Genomic DNA, 23132 nt, shown 5'->3' on the forward strand with positions numbered 1-23132 from the left:
GACGGAACGGCGGGGCAGACCCACTACACTGAGTGCTGTGAAACTGTCCCGCCTGCTCTACCCGCTGTATGAGGCCCGTCTGGCCCGCGAACTCAAAGGCGTCCGACAGCCGAAACACATCGCGATCATGGCCGACGGTAACCGCCGCTGGGCCCGCGCCGAGGGACACTCCGACATCAGCCACGGCCACCGCGCCGGGGCGGAGAAGATCGGCGAGGTCGTCCGCTGGTGCGAGGAGACGGAGGTGGAGATCATCACCGTCTACCTCCTGTCCACCGAGAACCTCGGCCGCGAGGCACAGGAACTTGAGCTGCTCTTCGGCATCATCGGCGATGTCGTCGACGAACTGTCCGGCGGCGAGTACACCTGCCGGGTCCGGCTCGTCGGCCACCTCGACCTCCTGCCCAAGGACGTCGCCGACCGTTGGCGTGCCGCCGCGGACCGGACCTGCGAGAACACCGGCCTGACGGTCAACATCGCCGTCGGTTACGGCGGCCGCCAGGAGATTGTCGACGCCGTGCGCAACCTCATCGCCGAGGAGGTCGCCGCCGGCACCCCGGCGGCGGAGCTCACGGCGAAGGTCACCGCCGACTCCCTCTCGCACCACCTCTACACCTCCGGCCAGCCCGACCCCGACCTGGTGATCCGCACCTCCGGCGAGCAGCGGCTGTCCGGTTTCCTGCTGTGGCAGGCCGCCTACTCGGAGATCTGGTTCACCGAGACCTACTGGCCCGCCTTCCGCCGCATCGACCTGCTGCGCGCCCTCCGTGACTACTCCCGGCGCAGCCGCCGGTTCGGAAAGTGAGTTCCCCACCCATGAGCACCGTCCTCTACGAATCCGCCTACGGATCCGCCCGCCAGTACGCCGAGGCCCTCGCCGAGCGGCTCGGCTGCACCGCGCAGCCACTCTCCGGGGCCGACCCGGCGCAGCTGCGCGCCTCCGCTGAACCGCTGGTCGTGCTCTCCTATGTCCACGGCCCCTCGATCCCGGCAGCCGGCTTCGTGGCCGACAACGACCTCGGGGACCGGCCCGTGGCCGTGTGCGCGGTGGGCATGACCCTGCTGGAGGTGGCCCGCGCCAAGGACCAGATGGCCGGTGCGCTGGGGAAGAAGGATCAGGTCACCCGCTTCTACCTTCCCGGGCGGCTGAGCTACTCCACGATGGGACGCAAGCACCGGATGATCATGTGGGGGATCATCAAGGCGCTCAAGGCGAAGCGGGAGGCCGACCGCAGCCCCAACGACCGGGCCATGATCGAGTCCTACGACCGGGACACCGACCATGTGGATCTGCGGGAGCTGGACCAGGTCGTGGAGTGGGCGGCGGCGCACTCCTGAGCGCAGCCCTCAGATCTTGCGCATCCGGACCCGTTCGACCTGGTGATCAGCGCGCTTGCGCAGCACCAGGGAGGCGCGCACCCGCGTGGGCAGGATGTTCTCCACCAGGTTGGGCAGGTTGATGGACTGCCAGATCTCCCGGGCGGCGGCCCGGGCGCTGGCGTCCCCGTAGTCGGCGAAGTGGCCGAAGTGCGCACCCGGTTCCCGGAAGGCGGTGGAGCGCAGCTGCAGGAAGCGGTCGATGTACCACTTCTCGATGTCCTCGGTACGCGCGTCGACGTAGACGGAGAAGTCGAAGAGATCGGAGACCATGAGCGTCGGACCGGTCTGCAGGACGTTGAGCCCCTCGACGATGAGGATGTCCGGCTGCGCGATGGTCTGGACCTGGTCCGGCACCCGGTCGTAGAGCTTGTGCGAGTACACCGGCGCGTCGACGGAGGCGCGCCCGGATTTCACGTCGGTGACGAAGCGCAGCAGGGCGCGCTGGTCATAGGACTCGGGGAAACCCTTCCGGGACATCAGACCACGGGCATTGAGCTCCGCGGCCGGCAGGAGGAAACCGTCGGTGGTGACCAGGTCGACACGCGGGTGGGACTCCCAGCGCTGCAGCAGGACCTGCAGGAGGCGGGCGGTTGTGGACTTGCCCACGGCGACGGAGCCGGCGACGCCGATGATGAAGGGCACGTGGCCGGAGGCGGTGCCCAGGAAGGTCTCGGTTGCGGCCATGAGTTTCTGCCGGGCGGCGACCTGGAGGTGGATGAGCCGGGACAGCGGGAGGTAGACCTCGGCGACCTCGGCGAGGTCGATGGATTCGCCGAGGCCACGCAGCTGCGCGACCTCCTCTTCTGTGAGGACCTGGGGCATGGATTTACGTAGGGCACGCCAGGAGGCGCGGTCGAAATCCACGTAGGGGGTGTGGTCCTTGGGCCGAGACATGGCCCTATTGTGTCACCTGCCTCACTTCTGTCCGGGGTTCGGGGGTATGAGGCAACCCCAGGACGCTAAGCTGATTCATCGACTGCCGTGAATTCCCAGAAAGGCTGGCTGAAACGCCCATGACCGCTGAGTCCTCCCTCAACCAGGAGCTGTCCCTTCTTGACCCTGAGGTCCACGCTGCCATCGGCGGCGAGATCACCCGCCAGCGCGATTTCCTGGAGATGATCGCCTCCGAGAACTTCGTGCCGCGTGCTGTCCTGCAGGCACAGGGTTCGGTATTCACCAACAAGTACGCCGAGGGTTACCCGGGCCGCCGTTACTACGGTGGCTGCGAGAACGCCGACATCGTCGAGGACCTGGCGCGCGACCGCGCCAAGGCCCTGTTCGGCGCCGAGTTCGCCAACGTCCAGCCGCACTCCGGTGCCCAGGCCAACGCTGCTGTCCTGCACGCCCTGGCCGACGCCGGGGACAAGATCATGGGTCTGTCCCTGGCCCACGGTGGTCACCTGACCCACGGCATGAAGCTGAACTTCTCCGGCAAGCTCTACGAGGTCGCCGCCTACGAGGTCGACCCGGAGACCCACCGCATCGACATGGACCGCGTCCGTGAGCAGGCCCTGGCCGAGCGCCCGAAGGTGCTCATCGCCGGCTGGTCCGCCTACCCACGCACCCTGGACTTCGAGGCCTTCCGCTCCATCGCGGACGAGGTCGGCGCCTACCTGTGGACCGACATGGCGCACTTCGCCGGCCTGGTCGCCGCTGATCTGCACCCCTCCCCGGTACCGCACGCCGATGTCGTGTCCACCACCGTGCACAAGACCCTGGGCGGTCCGCGTTCGGGTCTGATCGTCGCTAAGCAGGAGTGGGCCAAGAAGCTCAACTCCGCCGTCTTCCCGGGCCAGCAGGGTGGACCGCTGATGCACGTCATCGCCGCCAAGGCCGTGGCCCTCAAGCTCGCCGGCACTGACGAGTTCAAGGAGCGCCAGGCACGCACCATCGAGGGCGCGAAGATCCTCGCCGAGCGCCTGACCGCCGCAGACGCCAAGGCCGCCGGCATCGACGTGCTCACCGGTGGCACCGATGTCCACCTGGTGCTCGCTGACCTGCGCAACTCGGACATGGACGGGCAGCAGGCCGAGGACCTCCTCCATGAGGTCGGCATCACCGTCAACCGCAACGCCGTGCCGAACGACCCGCGCCCGCCGATGGTCACCTCCGGCCTGCGCATCGGCACCCCGGCGCTGGCCACCCGCGGCCTCGACGCTGCCGCTTTCACCGAGGTCGCCGACATCATCGGCACCGCACTGGTGGACGGCAGGAACGCGGATGTGGAGAAGCTGCGCGCCCGCGTGGCGAAGCTGACCGACCAGTACCCGCTGTACGAGGGTCTCGAGGACTGGAAGATCAACTAGTCGCCGTGCGTGTCCTCATCATCGACAACCGGGACTCCTTCACGTGGAATCTGGTCGCCTATGTCGAGGACATCACCGGTGTCACCCCCGAGGTGATCACCAACGACGAACCCGGTTGGGATGTCGACCGCGTCGCCACTTTCGACGCCGTCATCATCTCGCCGGGCCCCGGCCGCCCGGAGCGCGACGGGGACATCGGCATGTGCCTGGATGTCCTGCGCGACGGGCGTGTCCCGATTCTGGGGGTCTGCCTGGGCCATCAGGCCCTCGCCCACGCCCACGGCGGCATGGTGGATCTGGCCCCGGAGCCCGTCCACGGGCGGGTGTTTCCCGTCCGTCATGACGGCTCGGCTCTCTTCGCCTCACTGCCCCCGCTTATCGACGTCGTCCGCTACCACTCCCTCATCGTCCGCGATGTGCCCGGGGACCTGCAGGTCACCGCCCGGACCTCGGACGGGCTGGTCATGGCCCTGGCCCACCGGCGGCTGCCCCAGTGGGGCGTGCAGTTCCACCCCGAGTCGATCGGCGGTTTCGACGGCCACACCCTCATCGCGAACTTTCTGGACCTGGCCGCCGAACGCAACCGGCGTTCGCGTTCCCGCTGGCGGCTGCACACCGTCACCGTCGAGGGGGAGTGTGACGGCGAGGCCGTGTACGCGGAGTTCTTCGCGGACTCGGGGGATGCTTTCTGGTTGGATTCGACGACCCCCGACCACGGTACGGGGCGGTTCAGCTACCTCGGTGACGCCTCGGGACCACTGGCCCGCGTGTGGAGCGGGCGGGTTGATCCGGAGCGTTCGCTGTTTGAGGAGCTGGCCGCGGATCTCGCCGCCAACACCATCGACGCCGGGGAGACGGACCTCGGCTTCACCTGCGGTTGGGTCGGCTGGCTCGGTTACGAGCTGAAATCCGAGTGCGGCGGCTCCGCGGCCCATGTCTCCCGGCATCCGGATCTGGGGATGATCTTCGCGGACCGGGCTGTGGTCATCGACCATGCACTGCGCCGCACCCACCTCATCGCGCTCATCGGATCCGAACATGATGCCGCCCAGCGGGAGTGGTGCACGGAAACCGCCCGGCGGGTGGCGGGGCTGGGGGCGCCGGCGGACGTCGAGAAGCAGACCGCGGTGGGATCGCTGGAGGCGCGGCACTCCCGCGCGGCCTACCTGGAGCTGGTGGGGCAGTGCCTGGCGGAGATCCGCCAGGGCGAGTCCTATGAGATCTGCCTGACCAATGAACTCACCGCCCCCGGGGCCATGGACGTCGGTGCGGCGTATGCGGCGTTGCGCGCGGCCAACCCCACACCCTTCGGTTCCCTGTTGCGGATCGGCGGCGTGCACGTGCTCTCCTCCACACCTGAGCGCTTCCTGCAGGTCAGTGCCGGAGGCAGGGTGGAATCCCGGCCAATCAAAGGCACCCGGCCACGCAGCGCGGATCCGCGGGAGGACACCCGGTTGCGCTCGGATCTGGCTGTCAACGACAAGGACCGTGCCGAGAACCTCATGATCGTCGACCTCGTGCGCAATGACCTCAGCCGGGTTGCCGAGCCGGGCAGCGTGCGCGCGGAGCCGCTGTTCCAGGTGGAGTCCTATGCCACCGTCCACCAGCTCGTCAGCACGGTCACCTGCCGCCTGGCTCCCGGGCGGACGGCCGTGGACGCGGTGCGGGCGGCCTTCCCGGGTGGTTCCATGACGGGCGCGCCGAAGATCCGCACTATGGGGATCATCGACCGGCTTGAGGAGGGCCCGCGTGGCATCTACTCCGGCGGCATCGGTTATTTCTCGCTCGACGGGGCGATGGACCTGTCCATGGTGATCCGCACGATCGTCGCTGATGAACACGGCTTGAGCTACGGCGTCGGCGGGGCGGTGATCGCGCTCTCGGATCCGGTGGGGGAGTACGAGGAGACGGTGACCAAATCCGCCCCGCTGCTGCGGTTGCTGGACCGGGAGTTCCCGCAGTGACACTGCTGCGCTGGGGCGGTGCTGAGCTGGTGCCGGCGGCAGAGCCGGACAGCCACCCCGATGTCGTCGACTCCTGGCTGGAGCACGACGGTTATGTGGGCAGCCGGCACCTGCACGAAGGGCGTTTCGCGGGCAGCCTGCCCGGGATGGAGGTGGGTGATTTCCTGACGGCGGTACGGCGGGCGGTGCCGCACGAGGGCAACTGGTTCCCCCGTGTCGAGGCCCATGGTCAGACGCTTTACCTGCGGGTCCGGCCTGCGCCGCCGCTGCGGACCCGGACTGTGCTGTGGGTGCCACCGGAACCGGATCCGCGGGTTGCTCCGCGCGTGAAGGGCCCGGACCTGGCGGTGCTGGCTGAGTTGCGGGCGCAGGCCCAGGAACACGGGGCGGACGATGCGCTTCTCTGGTCCGCCGACGGGCTGGTCGTGGAGGGGGCGAACTGCGCGGTGGCGTGGTGGGAGGGGGACCGGCTCATGGTCCCGGAGCATCCCGGTCAGCTGTCCTCGGTGACGGTGACCGCGACCCGGGAGATGCTGGACGGGGTGGGGCAGCGGCCCGTGACGCCGACGGAGGTACGGCAGTACCCGGTGTGGGCGGGCAGTGCCCTGCACGGCTGGACCGAGGTGGTCGGCTGGGTGGGGCCGGACGGCATGCGGCTCCGGGCCGTGACGGAACCGACCCCGGTGAGTGCGGCCGAGGTGACCACGCTGCTGCGCTGGAACTGACTTCACACCGCCCAGTCGCCCAGCGCCCCCTCCAGTGCGCCGAGGGCGGCCTCGATGAGGGGCCAGCGCTGGTCCTGCGGACAGCCGAGCTCCACCCAGTGGCGGCCGGCGTGGTCGAGGAAACCCACCCAGCCCCACAGCGCCCACGTATGGCGGGGAAAATCGCCGATGCCGATGATCTCACGCAGCTGGCCGACCAGTTCCGTGTCGGCGGCATGCCGGTGGGTCAGGGCGGATTCCGGTTCGCCGACGCCGGGCAGGAGGGTGGGATCCTTCTGCAGGGCGTCGAGGTGCACCTGGAGCAGGTGGCTGATGCGTTCGCGGACCGGGTGTCCGGGGTTGAGGGCGGTGACGGCGGTGAGACGGGCATCGAGAAGTGAGCGCAGTGAGTCCTCGACCACGGAGGCGTAGAGGCCCGCCTTGGAGGAGAAATAGTGGAAGACCAGCGACTGTGAACTGCCGGAGGCCGCGGCGATGGTCGGCACGGAGGCCGCCGGGTAATCGGTGGTGGCGAAATGGGCGCGGGCGGCCTCGAGGATGGCGGCGCGGCGTTCAGCGGTGCTCAGGCGTCTGCGGGTGCTCACGGTTGACAACCCTACCTCTTGTTGAGTTAAGGTCAATAGCAGTTACTGACCTCGACTCAATAGGAGTGCCCGTGCTCGACCACGCCATCTTCTGGCACGTCTACCCCCTCGGCGCCACCGGCGCACCGATCCGCGACTGGTCGACCGGGGACGAGGCGCACCGCCTGCCGCGGCTGATCAACTGGCTCGACCACCTCATCGAGCTCGGTTGCAACGGGCTGCTGCTCGCTCCGGTATTCGCCTCCAGCACCCACGGTTATGACACCCTCGACCACTTCCGTATCGACCCCCGGCTGGGCGATGACGCCGACTTCGACCGGCTCATCGCCGCCTGCCGGGAGCGCGGCATTGAGGTGCTCCTCGACGGCGTGTTCAACCACGTCGGCATCCACCACCCGATGGTCGGGGACGGCGGCCCCGTCCGCCGCCTGCCGGACGGGCGTCCCGAACCCTGGGAGGGACACGGTGATCTGGCCCTGCTCGACCATGACGACCCCCGCACCGCCGAGCTCGTCGTCGACGTGATGAACCACTGGCTCGACCGCGGCATCGCCGGCTGGCGCCTCGACGTCGCCTACTCCGTGCCCACCTGGTTCTGGGCACAGGTCGTCGGCCGGGTCCGGCAGCGACATCCGGACGCGGTATTCCTCGGCGAAATCATCCACGGCGACTACGCTGCGCTGATCACCGAGGGGCACCTGGACACCGTCACCCAGTACGAGCTGTGGAAAGCCATCTGGAGCTCGATCAAGGACGTGAACTTCCACGAACTGGCCCATGCCCTGGGACGCCATCGGGAGTTCATGGCAGCCGGCCCCATGCAGACCTTCGTGGGCAACCACGACGTCGACCGCATCGCCAGCACCGTCGGCGATGAGGGGGCAGCGCTGGCGGCCGTGCTGCTGTTGACCCTGCCGGGCGTGCCCAGCATCTACTACGGCGATGAACAGGCCTTCCGCGGGGTCAAGGGCACCGGTTTCGCCACCGACGACCCCATCCGGCCCGCTCTGCCGGAAACCCCGGCGGTGCTCTCACTCCCGGCTGCCGCCATGTTCGAGCTCCACCGCGAGCTCATCGCCCTGCGCCGCCGCCACCCCTGGCTCACCCGCGGGCAGGTCGAGGTGCTGGACACCACCAACGAGACCATCCGTTACGCCGTCACCGGGGGCGGCCACCGCCTCGAGGCGACGCTGACATCCGCCCCGGCCTCCGTGGAACTCGTCTTCGACGACGGGGAGCGCTTCGCTGCCCAGTGGTGAACCGGCCGGGACAACGGAAAATCCCCGCTCACCGTGACCGGTGGGCGGGGACAGTATCCGTCAGGGGGAGGAGCGCCTAATTGGCGTTGAGTGCGGGCTCTCCTTTGGCCGGGGCAACCGGCTCGGAGGAGGAGACGATCTCAGCCTCGGCGGGGGAGCGCGGAATGAGGAAGGTGGCCACGGCACCGACCAGGGCAGCGCCGGCGAAGATCCAGAAGGAGACGGTCGGACCGAAACCGGCACCGATGATCAGGCCGCCGATGGCCGGGCCGACGATGCCGCCGAGTCGGCCGAAGCCGGCGACCCAGGAGACACCCGCGGCACGGGAGGCGGTGCCGTAGTAGTTGGAGGCCAGGCCGTAGGTGAGGACCTGGGTGCCGATGACACCGATGCCGGCCATGATGATGAACGGGTACATCGGGGCAACGGAGGTGAACAGCGGCAGGATCGCCAGGGACGCTGCAGCCAGGGCGAAGGTGGAGGTGATGACGGCCTTGGCGCCGATGCGGTCGGCGATCCAGGAGGCGGTCAGGCCGCCGATGACGGCACCACCGTTGAGGAAGAGCAGGGAGTACAGGGAATCATGGGCGTTGGCGCCGTTGGCCTGCATGATCTTCGGCAGCCAGGTGTTCAGGCCGTAGGTGGACAGCAGGCCGATGAAGGACATCACACCGATGAGGACGGTGCCGATGAGATAGGAGCGGGAGAAGATGCCGGCGAAACCGGTCTTCTCCAGATCGGAGCGGGCACCGGAGGTGGCGGCGGGCGCGGTGGCCGGCTCGGCCAGGAACTTCTCCTCCGGCAGACCGTGACGGACGCAGACTGCACGGGCGTCGGCCTTGCGGCCACGGGCGACGAGCCAGCGCGGGGACTCCGGCAGGGCGAAGAATGCCAGGGGCAGCAGGAAGAGGATGGGGGTCGCGCCGATCCAGAACAGACCACGCCAGCCGACCATGTCCTCGAGGCTGAGGGCGAAGAGGGAGGCCATGACGCCACCCATGGGAACGCCGGAGTAGACGATGGCGTTGAAGAGGTTGCGGCGGTTGGCGGGGGCGAACTCCGCGATGATGGCGCCACCGGTGGCGACGATCATGCCGACACCCAGGCCGGTGACGAAGCGCAGGAAGCCGAACATGGTGATGGAGGTGGCCATGGCGGTCAGGCCCATGCCGACGGAGAACCAGGCGATGGCGGTGAGCATGACCTTGCGGCGGCCGATGCGGTCGCCGATGGCGCCGGCGGACAGGGCGCCGATCAGGACACCGATCATGGCGTAGGAGCCGAGGGTGCCGGCGACGGCGGGGGAGAGCTGGCCGATGTGGCTGGGGTCCTCGAGCAGGGAGGACAGGACGGCGCCGTAGATGACGAGGTCATAGCCGTCGAAGAGGATGGAGATGCCGACGACTGCCAGGACGAGGTACACCGTGCGGCGGTGCGCCGGCGATGCCCAGGTTTCGGTGGTGTTCACTGTTCTTCCTTCTGTGGTCCGGATGACTTCCCTCTGTGACGGAGAGGATGACCGAACTGTAGAAGTGTTCCAGACCACATGAAACTAGGGGCGTCCCTAGTAACTGCCCAGGGGTTAGTGGGCGAGTTTCATGGTCTGACCTGTGGGGATGGCGGGGCCGAGGTGTCCCCCCGCAGGTGGGTGGGGGTATCGGCAAATTTTTGGGGCGCACCTTTCCGGAGGCAGGTGCAATGCATTGCGGTTTCGGAAACCCCTGTGCGGGGGTGAACAAAAGGGCGCTGAACGAACTTTGATGTTCGTTCAGCGCCCTTTCTGCTGGTAGAGGGACTGTCAGTCCTCGGTTTCCGCGGCCGGGTTCTCGCGGCCCTCGGCCAGGGCGGTGCGGGCGGCGCGCAGCCAGTCAGGCTGATCCTCCAGCAGCGCCTTGATCTCGGCGGTGGTCAACGGCTGGTCCAGGTCATTGCGCTTGAGCGCGGTGACGGTGATGCCCAGCTTCTGGGCGACGACCGGACGCGGGTGCGGGCCTGTCCGGCGCAGCTCAGCGAGCCACTCCGGCGGGGTCTCCTGCAGGGCCTTGAGCTCTGCGTGGGTGACGGCGTTGTTCTGGAACTCCTCCGGGGTTGCGGGCAGGTAGATGCCCAGCTTCTTGGCCGCGGTCTGCGGCTTCATTGCTCGACCGGAAGGCTGACGTACGGACTCTTCATTCACACCCCCAACGGTAGCATTACCCCCATGCTGCGCCTGAGTTTCGTCACCGGCACCGAACCCGGCAAGTGGTTCACCCGCTTCCGGGACCGCACCGCCCACGGGCGGTTGCTCGCCACTGATTCGGAGGATCCGGTCGCCGAGCTTCTCGACGCCCGCGCCGACCTCGCCCTCGCCCGCCTGCCCGACCCACGTGTCACCGACGAGCATCACGTGGTCGAGCTCTACCGGGAGGCCCCCGGCATCGCCCTGCCGAAGGACAGCGAGCTCACGCTCCTGGCGGAACTCACCCCGGGGGATATCGAGGGCGAGATCATCAACTGGTCCACCCCGCCGGACGGCCGGATCGACATCCCTGCGGTCCGTACCGGGCTGCAGGTGGTGGCCGCGAACGTCGGGGTGCTCATCGCCCCTCGCCCACTCCTCCGGGTGCTCGCGCGCAAACAGATCGAGCACCGGGACTTTGTCGGCGGTGTCCCGGCCACCACCATCGCGCTGGTCTGGCGGAGGGCTGACGACTCGGAGGCGATCCAGGATTTCGTCGGCATCGCCAAGGGGCGCACCCCCAACTCCTCCCGCCAGGCCGCACCGAAACGCACCGCCCGGGAGAAGACGCTGGCAAAGCAGCAGCGCCGGGCAGCGGGTGGCGCAGATGGGCGGGCGCGCCGGTCGCGTCGAGGATAGCTGCATTTCCGCCCCTGTGGTGAAGAACACATATAAACTATCGGTCACATGTCCGCCCAGAATAAGGAATCCATCATGAAGACCACTGCATTGACCCGACGCCTGCTCGCCGGAGCTGCGGCGCTGACCCTGAGCTTCGGCGTCGTCGCCTGCGCCGACGACGGTGACAGCGCGGGGGAGACCACCGCGACAGAGACCACCGCCACCACCACCGACGAGGAGGCCACCGAGGCCACCACGCCTTCCGTGGACGCGGACGCGGAAGCACTGGCCACCGGCGAGGATGTCATGGTCGAGACCGCTGAGGGCACTGTCGGCATCTCCGCCGCCGCGGCTGCCGCTCTCGAGGAGTTCACCGCCGGATGGGGCACGCCCGAGACCATCGAGAACAATGACGTCGGCCAGGTCCTCGCCATCTACCCGGAAGGCAACCTCGCGGTGTTCTCCGAGGAGACCGGCGCCGTGCCCGTGGGTGGCGAGATCGCCAACGAGTGGCTCGACGGTGGCGGCCTGGAGAACTCCATCGGCCTGCCGACCGCCCCGGAGGCTGACGCCCCGGAGGGCAACGGCCAGGTCCAGGAGTTCACCAACGGCACCATCTCCTGGTTGGCTGATGAGGACGGCGAGTTCTCCATCGACGTCCAGGAGGACGAGAACTAACCCGGGTCATCTCGCTGTCAGATGAGCTTCAGTTGCAGTTAGGTGAAGTTCATCTGACAGCCATGTAATTCTCCCTCTTCGTGTGCCTGCGGGGGTTAGCCTGAGGGCAACCGGATGAACCACCATCCGGCCCGCGTCCGTCCCCGAGTCGGTACCGGCTCGACGGCCGTGTTCCGAGATGATTCCCGTGGCGCTGACGGGTACCCGGGCCGCCACCCCAGGGGAGCCCGCGCCATGTTCGACTCGACCACCGACCACCTCACCGCCCGCCACCCGGACGACCATTCGGCCGTCGACCTCCGTACCTACGTCATCGACACCTCCGTGCTGCTCAGCGACCCGTGGGCGCTGCGCAAGTTCTCCGAGCACGAGGTCGTCCTGCCGGTGGTGGTGATCACGGAGCTGGAGGGCAAGCGTCACCACCCGGAGCTCGGCTGGTTCGCCCGGCAGGCTCTGCGGATGCTCGAGGATCTGCGCGCCACCTACGAACGTCTCGATCAGCCCGTGCCGGTCAACGTCGAGGGCGGCACCCTGCGCGTGGAACTCAACCACCAGGACCAGTCCCATCTGCCGGCAGCCTTCCGCGGTGCAGAGGGCGACCACCGCATCCTCGCGTGCGCCCTCAACCTGCAGCAGGAGGGCCGGGACACGACGCTGGTGACCAAGGACGTGCCCCTGCGGGTCAAGGCCGGGGCCGTGGGCCTGCGGGCGGACGAGTATCACGCGCAGGACGTCGTGCTCACCGGTTATACCGGCATCACCGACGTGCACACCGACGCCGGAACCATTGACACCCTCTACCGCGAGGGCGAGATCGAGCTGCCGGACGGGGCCCTCACCGACACCGGTGACTTCGTCGCCGAGCTGCCCGTCCACTGCGGCATCCGGCTGACCACCTCCACCCAGTCCGCCCTGGGGCGGGTCACCCGCGACGGTGTGGTGCGCCTGGTCCGCGGTGACCAGCAGGCATTCGGTCTGCATGGACGTTCCGCGGAACAGCGCATCGCACTCGATCTGCTGCTGGACAACACCGTGGGCATCGTCTCCATCGGTGGCCGGGCGGGCACCGGCAAGTCGGCACTGGCGTTGTGCGCCGGACTGGAGGCCGTGCTCGAGCGCAACGAGCACCGGCGCATCGTGGTCTTCCGTCCCCTCTATGCCGTCGGCGGCCAGAACCTCGGTTACCTGCCCGGCTCCGAGACGGAGAAGATGAATCCCTGGGCGCAGGCCGTCTTCGACACCCTCGACGGACTGGTCTCCGACAACGTCATGGAGGAGATCCAGGCCCGCGAGCTCATCGAGGTGCTGCCGCTGACGCACATCCGTGGCCGCTCCCTCCACGATTCCTTCGTCATCGTCGACGAGGCCCAGTCGCTGGAGCGCAACGTCCTGCTCACCGTCCTGTCCCGCCTCGGCCGGGGTTCGCGAGTGGTGCTCACCCATGACGTGGCGCAGCGGGACAACCTGCGGGTGGGACGACATGACGGGGTGCAGGCGGTGATCGAGAAGCTCAAGGGCCACGAGCTCTTCGGACACATCACACTGCAGCGTTCCGAGCGTTCCGCCATCGCGGAACTGGTCACTGACCTGCTGGAGGACGGGAAGTAGGTGGCACGGGCCCCGGGACCCGGCTGTCGCCAGCGTTTGCGGGGCCCGACGGACGTGGGCGACAATGTTCGCATGGCAGACGCGACGTTCACGCTCCGACCCATCCGGCCTGAGGACTATCCTCAGGTCCGCGCGATCTACGAGAGGGGTCTAGAATCAGGCCACGCCACGTATGAGACGCAGGCGCCGACCTGGGAACAGTTCTCCCGGGACAAGATACTGGAGACCGTGTTCGTCGCCGTGGACAATGCGGACCCGGGCAAACTGCTGGGCTGGGTTGCCGCCGCCCCCATCTCCACCCGCGCCGTCTTCCACGGTGTCGTGGAGAACTCCATCTACATCCACCCTGATGCCCGCGGCCGCGGCGTGGCCGGTGCCCTCCTGGACAAGCTCGTCGAGGTATGCCGGGACCTGCACAAGTGGGGCATCCATGCCTGGGTCTTCCCCGAGAACGAAGGTTCGGCCGCGCTGCACCGTTCGCGCGGCTTCGAGAAGGTCGGCACCTACCACCATCTGGCGAAGATGACGTACGGCGACATGGCCGGTCAGTGGCGCGACACCGACATCTACGAACTGCTGCTGCCCAAGCCGGGGGAGTAGCTAATCGATCGTCTCCTTGAGCTTGTCCTGTCTGACCGGCAGCAGGATGAACAGGGCAAAGGCGGTCAGGGGGACCATGAGCAGGAAGATCGGTGTCAGGCCGTCGTTGTAGCTGCTGAGCACCACCTCACGGATGGGCCCGGGCAGATTGACCACACCCGCCGGGGTCAGGGAGTTCGCCCCGCCCCCAGCCTCGGAGAACTGCTCGGCATAGGCGGCACCCTGCTCGCCCAGCTGCGCAAAGGCGCCGGGCAGACGGTCGCTGAGATTGGACTGCAGGTTGTGGATGAACATCGAACCGACCAGGGCGGCACCGAGGGTGGAGCCGATCTGGCGGAAGAAGTTGTTTGCCGCGGTGGCGGTGCCCACGGCCGTGATGGGGAAGGAGTTCTGCACGATGAGCACGAGCACCTGCATGACCAGCCCCAGGCCGAAACCGAAGACGAAGAACAGGAAACCCAGCTGCACCAGGGAGGTCTCCACGGTCAGCCGCGACATCAGCCACAGCGCGACCGTCACGACGGCCATGCCGACGATGGGGTAGGTCTTGTAGTTGCCGGACTTCGCGATGAGGAAGCCCACCACTGTCGAGGTACCGATCATGCCGACCATCATGGGGATCATCATCAGGCCTGCGTCGGTCGGGGTCAGGGAGTGGACCATCTGCAGGTAGGTGGGCAGGTAGGCCAGTGCGCCCATCATCGCCAGGCCGAGCACGGTGCCCGCGACCGTGGTCAGCACCATGTTGCGGTTGCGGAACAGGCCCATCGGGATCAGCGGGTTGATGGCCCGGAACTCCACGAGGACGAACAGGATCGCGCCGATGATGGTCGTGACCCCCAGCCCCAGGATCACCGGGTCACCCCACTCGTACTCGGTGCCGCCCCACGTGGACAGCAGGATGAGGGCGGCGGTGGTGACCGTCATCAGGGCAGTGCCCAGCCAGTCGAAGCGGCGGTTCTCCCCGCTGCCGGTGCGCAGGTGCAGGACCAGCACGGAGACGATCAGGGCCAGCAGGCCGAGGGGGAGGTTGATCCACAGACCCCAGCGCCAGCCGGGACCGTCGGTGAACCAGCCGCCGAGGACCGGGCCGAGCACCGAGCTCACCCCGAACATCGCGCCCATAACGCCCATGTACTTGCCGCGCTGACGTGCGGGGACGACCTCGGCGACGATCGCCTGGGAGCTGATCATCATGCCGCCGGCGCCGAAGCCCTGGATGGCGCGCGCCACGATGAGCAGCTCCATGGACTGTGCGAAACCGCCCATGGTGGAGCCGAGGACGAAGACGGCGATGCCGAAGATGTAGAGCCATTTGCGGCCCACCATGTCACCGAGCTTGCCGAAGATCGGCATGGCGATGGTCATGGTCACCATGAACGCCGAGATGACCCAGCTCATGTGGTTGACGCCGCCGAGCTCGCCGACGATGGTCGGGAGCGCAGTGGAGAAGATCATCTGCCCGAGCGAGCTCATGAGCATCGTGAGCAGGAGGGCCCCGAAGATGAGGCCGATGCGCGGGGCCTGCTTCTGCGCGCCCGGCGCGGGGGAGGTGGTTACCAAGGCAGTTCCTTTGCGAAGTCAGAGATGATCCGGCCGGTCTCGGGGAGCATGCGCGCCCGGGTGGCGGAATCGGGGTGGGACTCGGTGCAGCGGGTCAGGCGGGAGACGTGCAGCCATACGCTCTCGCGGATGAGTCCCGAGATGATGGCGGCCTCGATCTCGGGGGGCTGGTCGGGTATCCGCCGGTCCCCGGGGTGGGCCTCGAGGTGGGCCACGACGAGCTGGTGCATCAGTTTCGCCTGTTCGCGGAAGCGGTTGACGGACATGAGCGCCACGGAGGGTTCGGCGGCGAAGATGCGGTGGCGGCGTTCCCGCAGTTCTGTGAGGAAGTTCTGGTCAGCGCCGGCCTCGATGTCCTCGCTCTCCGCCTCGGTGGCGGTGGCGACGATGTGCTCGAGGGCGGAGCGGACCAGGTTGTCGGTGGGGGTGTCCACGAACAGTGCGCGGCGGTGCTCGGCGACGGTCATGGGCGGCAGACCGAGGACGGCCTCGTCCTTGGACTCCATGTAGTTGAAGAAGGTGCGGCGGGAGATCCCGGCGTCACGGCAGATCTCCTCGACGGTGACATTCTCGAAGCCGTGCTTCTCGACGAGTGCCGTCGCCGCGTCCTCAATCCGCCTGCGGGTCGCCTGGCGTTTGCGTTCACGGAGAGGGGTCTCATCACTCATGAGGTCACACCTTACACCGAGTGCATCTTTGCACTCAAGTGCAGATTGCGGTGGGCGGTGCCGGGGCGATGGGGGTAAGGTCGATGACGATGATCCTCCGCCGCCTCCGTGCGTTCCGCGACCGGAACCGCCCCGACCACATCTTTCCCGGACTCACCCGTGGCCGCGCAGGTGAGCTCCGCACTGAACTGCGCCGCAGCCTCGCCGAGAAGGGGGCGACGGTGCGTTTCGACGGACGCCACGCCATCATCGACCACCCGCGCCGGGGACGTGTCACCGTCAACATGGAGAACCTCATCGGCGACGTCGCCGGCTCCCAGCACCCCAAGGCGCCGCGCACCCTGGCGCGTGCTTTCGTCAGCGCCGTCCTCGACGGCGAACATGCCGAGGACCTCGGCACCGCCGGCCTCTACGCCGGCCTCCGTCTGCGTATCGTCCCCATCAGCGGACTTGCGGCGGACGAGGCCGACATCATCTCCTCCGCCGCCCTCCACAGCTTCACCGACGACACGGTGGTCACACTCGTCCTCGACACGGAACGGTCCATCCAGACCATGCCGCTGGAACGCCTCCGCGATGTCGACGACCTGGACACCCTCGTGCGTGCCGCCCGCAACAACCTGCGGGAGGAACTCCTGGGGACCATTCCGGACACCCACTCTCACCCCGGCTCGGAGATCCGCCCCGGCGCCCACTTCCGCTCCTTCGAATCCGGCAGCTACTATGTCGCCTCCGCCCCCGTCCTCCTGGAGGAGGTGCTGCGCGCCTGGGCGCCCGGCCTCGACCAGTCCCGCGGCATCCTCTTCGCCATCCCCACCCGGCACATCCTCCTGGCCCGTGAGATCACCACCGGCGAGGACCTGCTCGAGGGACTCGGCCGGCTCGCCCCCGTCGCCGCACAGATCGCCGGCGAGAGCTCCCACTCCGTCTCCCCGCTGCTGCACATGTGGCACGAGGGGGAGACCGCCACCCTGTCCTCCTTCGACGCCGAGGCCGGACAGCTGAAGATCACCCCCACGCCCTACCTCATGGAACTCATCGCCCGGGGCTGACAAGGCGGACGCCCCGCTCTCGGGGAGAACGGGGCGTCGAGAAGCGGGCGACTAGTCGCGGTCGGTGTTGGCCATGGCCAGCACGTCGAGGCGCTTGTCCAGCTCCTCCTCGGTGAGCTTCTCACCGTCGACGAAGCCCATGTCGATCACGGTCTGGCGGATGGTCTTGCCCTCGGCCAGCGCGGTCTTGGCCACCTTGGCGGCGTTCTCGTAACCGATCGCCGAGTTCAGCGGGGTGACGATGGACGGGGAGGACTCGGCCAGGGTGCGCATGCGCTCAATGTTCGGCTCGATGCCGTCGACCAGGTTCTCCGCGAAGACGCGGGCGGTGTTGGCCAGCAGGCGGGAGGACTCGAGGACGTTGCGTGCCATGACCGGGATGAACACGTTGAGCTCGAACTGGCCCTGGGTGCCGGAGAAGGCGACAGCGGCGTCGTTGCCGATGACCTGGGCGGAGACCTGGGTGGCGGTCTCACACAGGACCGGGTTGACCTTGCCCGGCATGATGGAGGAACCCGGCTGCAGATCCGGCAGGTGGATCTCGGCGAAGCCGGTCAGCGGGCCGGAACCCATCAGGCGGATGTCGTTGGCGATCTTGTAGAGGGAGACAGCCACGGTGCGCATGGCACCGGAGAACTCCACCAGTGCGTCGCGGTTGGCCTGCGCCTCAAAGTGGTTCTTCGCCTCAGAGAGCTCCTGGACGCCGGTGAGCTCCTTGAGCACCTCGGTGACCTTCGCGCCGAACTCGGCCGGGGTGTTCAGACCGGTGCCCACGGCGGTGCCGCCGATCGGCAGCTCGCCCAGACGCTCCACGGTGGACTCGATGCGCTCGATACCCAGCTCGATCTGGCGGGCGTAGCCGCCGAACTCCTGGCCCAGGGTGACCGGGACGGCGTCCATGAGGTGGGTGCGGCCGGACTTGACGATGTCCTTCCACTCCGCGGCCTTCTTCGCCAGGGACTCGTGGAGCACCTTCAGACCCGGGATCAGGTCATTGACGGCGGCCTCCGTGGCGGCCACATGGGTGGCGGTGGGGAAGGTGTCGTTGGAGGACTGGCCCATGTTGACGTCGTCGTTCGGGTGGACCTCGGTGCCCGAGGCCTTCGCCAGGGAGGCGATGACCTCGTTGGTGTTCATGTTGGAGGAGGTGCCGGAACCGGTCTGGAAGACATCGATCGGGAACTCGGCGTCGTGCTCGCCATCCGCGATCTTCTTCGCCGCGGCGATGATGGCGTCAGCCTTGGCGCCGTCCAGCAGGCCGAGGTCCTTGTTGGCCTGGGCGCAGGCTGCCTTGAGCAGACCCATCGCGCGGATCTGGGCAGCCTCGAGGCCACGGCCGGAGATCGGGAAGTTCTCCACGGCACGCTGGGTCTGGGCCCGCCACAGTGCGTTCACCGGGACCTTGACCTCACCCATGGTGTCGTGTTCGATGCGGAATTCCTGCTCGGTCATGAAATCACTCATTTCTGGCTGCGCTTCAAAAATTGGGTCGACCTGATCTTACCCATCCCCCCTCCGAATCTCATCGGTACTGCTGGTCAGGTGGAGTCAGGCCTCCCTGAGTATGGGGCAGGAACGGTCGCGGCGGTGGCGAAATGGCGTGGTTTTCGTCTCAATGGAGGGAAAATCTCCTCAGCCCCGTCGGAACGGGTGCAGCAGACGGGGCAGCGCGGAAGCCACGATGAGGACGAGGATGAAGGTGACCGTGGCGCGCAGCTGGCGGGCGAAGAGCTTCAGGGAGTCCAGCGAGAGCGTGCCGCCGCACAGCCAACCGATGGTCAGAAAGGCGAGGACGCGGAAAGGTTCCGGCGGAGTCATGTCCACCTCGAAGGACAGCAACGCGACCAACCCGATGGCCAGGAGCAGCGGCCCCAGTAGGGAGGGGACCGGCAGACGGAGCCTGGGGGCCAGGAATCCTCCGAACAACGTCATCAGGGCGATGAGCACCACGAGCCACCAGGGCTGGTCCCCGGAGGCTTCCGGCCCGCCGGGGCCGGTGGCGTCGTGAGGCAGCAGTCCGGTCACGATCGGCAGGGAGACCGCCACCGCCAGCAGGCGCAGATACTGAGTGAGCGCCACGAAACGCAGGTCTCCACCCACCTCCCTGGCGATGGCGGGCATGAACGCGGCACCCCCGGCCAACATGGGCAGGATGCCGGTCTCCCGGCTGATACTCGGCTGTATATGGGACAGCAGCAGACCACCGCCGATGCCCACGCTGATGGTGAAGGCGGCCACCACCACCCCGGGCAGCAGGAAGCGGGCCAGGGCGGCCGGCGATTCGTTCAGCAGGGGGACGGCGGCCATGATGCCGACGATGCCCGCCCCGAACGTGTAGAGGATCTTGTTCACCGGCAGTTCCCGGCCGTTGATGATCGCCGAGGAGCAGGGAGACAGGGGCAACGATCAGCCAGCGGCACAGGGGTTTCTCTCCAGGTCCCCCGATCCTTCTTCCTTCCGTTGGTGAGATGGTGTGCCGTCACGGAGACAGTAGGGAAGACAAACGCGACACCGGACCGATGGTCCCGTGTCGCGCCGGAGAGCGTTCCTGCACCTGTTTAGGCGGAAGGGTCCTTGGAGTAGTCGATGACGGAGTACTCCTGCAGCTTGGCCAGCTGGTGACGGGATTCCACGTAACGGACGGTGCCGGACTTCGAGCGCATGACCAGGGAACGGGTCGTCGCGCCGTTGGCGCGGTAGGACACCCCGCGGAGCATGTCACCGTTGGTCACGCCGGTTGCGGCGAAGTAACAGTTGTCGGAGGAGACCAGGTCGTTGATGCCGAGCACAGACTCGAGATCGAGGCCGGCCTCGCGGGCGCGGCCGGCCTCGGCGTCGTCGATCGGCCACAGCTTGCCCTGGATCTCCCCGCCCATGCACTTGAGTGCGCAGGCGGTGATGATGCCCTCCGGGGTGCCACCGATGCCCATTGCCATGTCGATGGAGTTGGAGTCCTGGGCGGCGGCGATGGCACCGGCGACGTCGCCGTCGGAGATCAGGCGTACCTTGGCGCCCGCGCGACGGATGTCGGTGATCAGGTCGAGGTGGCGGGGACGGTCCAGGACGACGATGGTGACGTCGGCGGGCTTGATGCCCTTGGCCTTGGCCACGGCGTTGATGTTGTGGGCGACCGGTGCCTCGATGTCGATGGTGCCGGCGGCCTCCGGGCCCACGGCGATCTTGTCCATGTAGAACACGGCGGACGGGTCATACATCGAGCCCCGCTCGGCGGCGGCGATGATGGAGATGGCGTTGGGGCGTCCCTCAGCCATCAGCGTGGTTCCGTCGACGGGGTCAACTGCGATGTCGACCTCGGCCCCCTGGCCATTGCCCACGCGCTCGCCGTTGTAGAGCATCGGGGCCTCATCCTTCTCACCCTCGCCGATGACGACGACGCCGTTCATGTTCACGGAGTTGATGAGGTGACGCATGGCGTCCACCGCTGCACCGTCACCCTCCTCCTTCATGCCACGGCCGACCCAGCGCCCAGATGCAAGTGCGGCCGCCTCGGTGACACGGACCAGCTCCATTGCAAGGTTACGGTCGGGCGCTTCCGGGTGGTGTGCATTCATGTTCAACGGCCTCCTGCGGGCGGGGTAAGTACTCGTGACTGGTGGCGGGGGAGGGTGATCCGTCCGCCTCCGGGATATTGTTCCACCTCTTCCGGGTGTCGGTGAGGGATTGACCACCCGAAAGAGGGGGGTGTGTCGCGTTGGGAGGGCGTAATTCCTGAATGGAAGCCGGTCTGACATACTTGGGGCCGTGTCTGCAGCGGAAAAGCCCAGGATCTTTCAGGACGGCCGGGATATGATCCTGTCCCTGGCCATCATCGTCGTGCTCATGTTGGTCAGCGTCGGTGCGACCGGCCTGTGCAGCTACGAACCGGGTACCCCCGAGAACGGCCCCGTCCGTGAGGTCGACGCCCACACATTCATGGGGATGGAGGCCCGCGCCTCCTCCTATCCGTTGCGTATGCCGGAGAACCCGGAGGGGTGGGTCACCAACTCCGCCCGACGCGGCATGGTCGCGGAGAACCAGGCTGCGATCGTCGGCTGGGTGACCGCGGAGGGTGGTTTCATCCAGCTGACCCAGACCCCGGTGCCCCTGGACGAGGCGGTCCGCGAGATTGACCCGAACCCCCGCGACCTGGACCGCACCGTGACGGTGGCCGGCCAGGATGTGCAGGTCTACCAGTCCGAGGAGCGGGATGTCCGTGACCTGTGGGCGGTGGACATGGGAGAGACGACCCTGCTGTTCGGCGGTGCCGCCTCTGATGAGGAGTTCCTCACCATCATTGAAGACACGGTGACCTCCGAACCGCTGCCGACCTCCTGACTTACTGGTCCCCGGCCGGGGTGGGGCGGACGTTGCCCAATGCCTCCTCGACCCGGCGGGCAGCCCCGTCGAGGTGCTCCTCGCACCGGCGGGCCAGTGCCTCGCCCCGTTCCCAGTAGCGGAGCGACTCATCAAGCCCCATCTGTCCGAGCTCGAGGATCTTGACGGTCTCGATGAGTTCGTCACGGGCCTGCTCATAACTGAGCGTTGACACATCCGGGAATGCGTTCTGCCCGGCCTGGCCGCTGCCCACCACGTTGTCGTTCACTGTCTGTATCTCCTCTGGGTTCTGGATGTCGGGGATTGTTCTAGTCTGCCGGGGTCGCGGACATACCCGCGGCCGTGATGGAACCGTCGGCCACGCGGATACGCAGCTGACTGCCGGGCGGGGTCTGCCGGATGCTCATGACAACCTCCGGTGGGGTGCCGTCCCGGGGGACGACCTGCACCACCGAGTAACCGCGGGCCAGGGTGGCTGCCGGGCCGAGCGCGGCAACCTGGGCGCGCAGGGCCCGCACCTGAGCGGTCTCCGTCTGCAGGAGGTACTGCACGTCCCGGCGGATGAGGGCCACCCCGCGGTCAATTTCTTCTCGACGCTGCCGGATCGGCGTCATCGGGTCCGCCAGCACCGGCCGCGAACGCATCCCTGCCAGGCCATGGTGCTCCCGCTGCACCCAACCGCGCAGGGCGGCGGCCATGCGGGAGCGGGCCTCGGCCAGGAACGCACGCTCCTCCGCCACATCCGGCACGACCCGCTTCGCGGCATCGGTCGGGGTGGCGGCGCGCAGATCGGCCACGTTGTCGAGCACCGGGTTGTCCGGCTCATGGCCGATGGCGGAGACCACCGGGGTATGCGCGGCGGCCACCGCCCGCTGGAGCGTCTCCTCCGAGAAAGGCAGCAGGTCCTCGACGCTGCCGCCGCCGCGGGCGATGATGATGACGTCGACCACGGGGTCGCTGTCGAGCACCTGCAGCGCGTTGATGATCTCCGGCACGGCGCTGGCGCCCTGCACGGCGGTGTTGATCACCCGGATGTCCACCTCGGGCCAGCGGTCGCGGGCCACGGAGAGGACATCGCGTTCCGCGGCGGAGCCCCGGCCCGTGATCAGGCCGATGCTCACCGGGAGGTAGGGGAGGAGTTTCTTGCGCGCCGGGTCGAACAGGCCCTCCTGGGCCAGCTGGGCGCGCAGGCGTTCGATGCGGGCGAGGAGCTCTCCGATGCCCACGTGCCGGATCTCGGTGACCCACAGGGAGAAGCTGCCGCGCCCCTCGTAGAAGGCAGGCCGGCCGTTGACCACGACCCGGTCGCCGTCGCGGAGCGGGGAGGACATGGACTGCACCAGGTTTGTCGGCGCGGTCAGCTGCACCGAGGTCTCCGACTCGGTGTCCCGGAGGGTCAGATAGGACAGCTTCCACGTCGGTTTCACATTCACCTGTGTGAGCTGTCCCTCCACCCATGCGGGACCCAGGCGCTGGATCCAGCCCTTGACCTCCGCGTTGAGGCGCCGGACCGGCCACGGTGCCTCGGGGGTGGACTGGGGACCGGCCATGTGATGCTCCTGACAAGTGGT

Annotated in this window: 23 protein-coding genes; 12 read left to right on the forward strand and 11 right to left on the reverse strand. The window is 67.8% G+C overall.

Annotated elements, in window-relative coordinates:
- Positions 1-37 precede the first annotated feature (37 nt).
- Positions 38-805: an isoprenyl transferase gene (locus NYP18_RS03650; protein ID WP_439648047.1), complete on the forward strand. Its 768-nt coding sequence runs from the start codon at positions 38-40 to the stop codon at positions 803-805.
- A gap of 11 nt (positions 806-816) precedes the next feature.
- Positions 817-1338, forward strand: a complete 522-nt coding sequence (locus NYP18_RS03655) for a flavodoxin domain-containing protein (protein WP_259426821.1) — start codon at positions 817-819, stop codon at positions 1336-1338.
- Positions 1339-1347: 9 nt separating this feature from the next.
- Here NYP18_RS03655 and coaA read toward each other — a convergent pair whose 3' ends face one another.
- Complete coding sequence (gene coaA / locus NYP18_RS03660) at positions 1348-2274, reverse strand: type I pantothenate kinase (protein WP_126119684.1); 927 nt, start codon at positions 2272-2274, stop codon at positions 1348-1350.
- 119 nt (positions 2275-2393) lie between these two features.
- Between coaA and glyA the strand changes: the two genes are divergently transcribed.
- Genes glyA through NYP18_RS03675 form a run of 3 tightly spaced genes read left to right on the forward strand, consistent with a single transcriptional unit; the run spans position 2394 to position 6375 of the window.
- Positions 2394-3686 carry a serine hydroxymethyltransferase gene (glyA, locus tag NYP18_RS03665; RefSeq protein WP_259426822.1) on the forward strand — a complete coding sequence of 431 codons (1293 nt, stop codon included), beginning with the start codon at positions 2394-2396 and terminating at the stop codon, positions 3684-3686.
- A gap of 5 nt (positions 3687-3691) precedes the next feature.
- Entirely contained in the window at positions 3692-5650 is a 1959-nt protein-coding gene (pabB, locus tag NYP18_RS03670) for an aminodeoxychorismate synthase component I (protein ID WP_259426823.1), read from the forward strand.
- On the forward strand, positions 5647-6375 hold the full coding sequence (locus NYP18_RS03675) for an aminotransferase class IV (RefSeq protein WP_259426824.1): 729 nt from the start codon (positions 5647-5649) through the stop codon (positions 6373-6375). The genes pabB and NYP18_RS03675 overlap by 4 nt, the downstream gene beginning before the upstream one ends.
- 2 nt (positions 6376-6377) lie before the next feature.
- Here NYP18_RS03675 and NYP18_RS03680 read toward each other — a convergent pair whose 3' ends face one another.
- Entirely contained in the window at positions 6378-6959 is a 582-nt protein-coding gene (locus NYP18_RS03680) for a TetR/AcrR family transcriptional regulator (RefSeq protein ID WP_259426825.1), read from the reverse strand.
- A 65-nt stretch (positions 6960-7024) separates the two neighbouring features.
- On the opposite strand from NYP18_RS03680, the gene NYP18_RS03685 reads away from it, so the two are divergent.
- A complete protein-coding gene (locus NYP18_RS03685) occupies positions 7025-8218 on the forward strand; it encodes an alpha-amylase family protein (protein WP_259426826.1) in 1194 nt (397 codons plus the stop codon).
- Between the two features lie 76 nt (positions 8219-8294).
- Here the strand turns inward: NYP18_RS03685 and NYP18_RS03690 are convergent, their stop codons facing one another.
- Complete coding sequence (locus NYP18_RS03690; RefSeq protein ID WP_259426827.1) at positions 8295-9686, reverse strand: MFS transporter; 1392 nt, start codon at positions 9684-9686, stop codon at positions 8295-8297.
- Between the two features lie 330 nt (positions 9687-10016).
- On the reverse strand, positions 10017-10355 hold the full coding sequence (locus NYP18_RS03695; RefSeq protein ID WP_259426828.1) for a DUF5997 family protein: 339 nt from the start codon (positions 10353-10355) through the stop codon (positions 10017-10019).
- 63 nt (positions 10356-10418) lie between these two features.
- Between NYP18_RS03695 and NYP18_RS03700 the strand changes: the two genes are divergently transcribed.
- The 4 genes from NYP18_RS03700 to NYP18_RS03715 all read left to right on the forward strand — a co-directional run bounded on the left by NYP18_RS03700 (position 10419) and on the right by NYP18_RS03715 (position 13943).
- The gene (locus NYP18_RS03700; RefSeq protein WP_259426829.1) at positions 10419-11075 is read left to right on the forward strand and encodes a LysR substrate-binding domain-containing protein; all 657 of its coding nucleotides are present in this window, start codon (positions 10419-10421) and stop codon (positions 11073-11075) included.
- A 48-nt stretch (positions 11076-11123) separates the two neighbouring features.
- Positions 11124-11735 carry an LGFP repeat-containing protein gene (locus NYP18_RS03705; protein WP_259426830.1) on the forward strand — a complete coding sequence of 204 codons (612 nt, stop codon included), beginning with the start codon at positions 11124-11126 and terminating at the stop codon, positions 11733-11735.
- A 234-nt stretch (positions 11736-11969) separates the two neighbouring features.
- Positions 11970-13343 carry an RNA 5'-3' helicase PhoH2 gene (gene phoH2 / locus NYP18_RS03710; protein WP_259426831.1) on the forward strand — a complete coding sequence of 458 codons (1374 nt, stop codon included), beginning with the start codon at positions 11970-11972 and terminating at the stop codon, positions 13341-13343.
- Between the two features lie 72 nt (positions 13344-13415).
- Positions 13416-13943, forward strand: a complete 528-nt coding sequence (locus tag NYP18_RS03715; protein ID WP_259426832.1) for a GNAT family N-acetyltransferase — start codon at positions 13416-13418, stop codon at positions 13941-13943.
- On the opposite strand, the gene NYP18_RS03720 is transcribed toward NYP18_RS03715, so the two are convergent.
- Together NYP18_RS03720 and NYP18_RS03725 are read right to left on the reverse strand one after the other, a co-directional pair.
- Entirely contained in the window at positions 13944-15506 is a 1563-nt protein-coding gene (locus tag NYP18_RS03720; RefSeq protein ID WP_259426833.1) for an MDR family MFS transporter, read from the reverse strand.
- Positions 15500-16174, reverse strand: coding sequence for a TetR/AcrR family transcriptional regulator (locus tag NYP18_RS03725; RefSeq protein WP_259426834.1), 675 nt, complete (start codon positions 16172-16174; stop codon positions 15500-15502). Before NYP18_RS03725 ends, NYP18_RS03720 begins: the two co-directional genes overlap by 7 nt.
- A gap of 83 nt (positions 16175-16257) precedes the next feature.
- Between NYP18_RS03725 and NYP18_RS03730 the strand changes: the two genes are divergently transcribed.
- Positions 16258-17226, forward strand: coding sequence for a hypothetical protein (locus tag NYP18_RS03730; protein ID WP_259426835.1), 969 nt, complete (start codon positions 16258-16260; stop codon positions 17224-17226).
- 51 nt (positions 17227-17277) lie between these two features.
- Here the strand turns inward: NYP18_RS03730 and NYP18_RS03735 are convergent, their stop codons facing one another.
- From NYP18_RS03735 to glpX, 3 genes are all read right to left on the reverse strand, one after another.
- Positions 17278-18678, reverse strand: coding sequence for a class II fumarate hydratase (locus NYP18_RS03735; RefSeq protein WP_259426836.1), 1401 nt, complete (start codon positions 18676-18678; stop codon positions 17278-17280).
- 180 nt (positions 18679-18858) lie between these two features.
- A complete protein-coding gene (locus NYP18_RS03740; RefSeq protein ID WP_259426837.1) occupies positions 18859-19629 on the reverse strand; it encodes an AbrB family transcriptional regulator in 771 nt (256 codons plus the stop codon).
- 155 nt (positions 19630-19784) lie between these two features.
- On the reverse strand, positions 19785-20798 hold the full coding sequence (glpX, locus tag NYP18_RS03745) for a class II fructose-bisphosphatase (protein ID WP_259426838.1): 1014 nt from the start codon (positions 20796-20798) through the stop codon (positions 19785-19787).
- 190 nt (positions 20799-20988) lie between these two features.
- Here glpX and NYP18_RS03750 point away from each other — a divergent pair, with 190 nt between their 5' ends.
- Positions 20989-21561, forward strand: a complete 573-nt coding sequence (locus NYP18_RS03750; RefSeq protein ID WP_369415239.1) for a DUF4245 domain-containing protein — start codon at positions 20989-20991, stop codon at positions 21559-21561.
- Position 21562: 1 nt separating this feature from the next.
- Here NYP18_RS03750 and NYP18_RS03755 read toward each other — a convergent pair whose 3' ends face one another.
- Together NYP18_RS03755 and xseA are read right to left on the reverse strand one after the other, a co-directional pair.
- On the reverse strand, positions 21563-21829 hold the full coding sequence (locus NYP18_RS03755; protein WP_259426840.1) for an exodeoxyribonuclease VII small subunit: 267 nt from the start codon (positions 21827-21829) through the stop codon (positions 21563-21565).
- Between the two features lie 40 nt (positions 21830-21869).
- Positions 21870-23111, reverse strand: a complete 1242-nt coding sequence (gene xseA, locus NYP18_RS03760; RefSeq protein WP_259426841.1) for an exodeoxyribonuclease VII large subunit — start codon at positions 23109-23111, stop codon at positions 21870-21872.
- Positions 23112-23132 lie beyond the last annotated feature (21 nt).

It is taken from the genome of Corynebacterium lemuris (assembly GCF_024919295.1).
Taxonomy (GTDB): domain Bacteria; phylum Actinomycetota; class Actinomycetes; order Mycobacteriales; family Mycobacteriaceae; genus Corynebacterium; species Corynebacterium lemuris.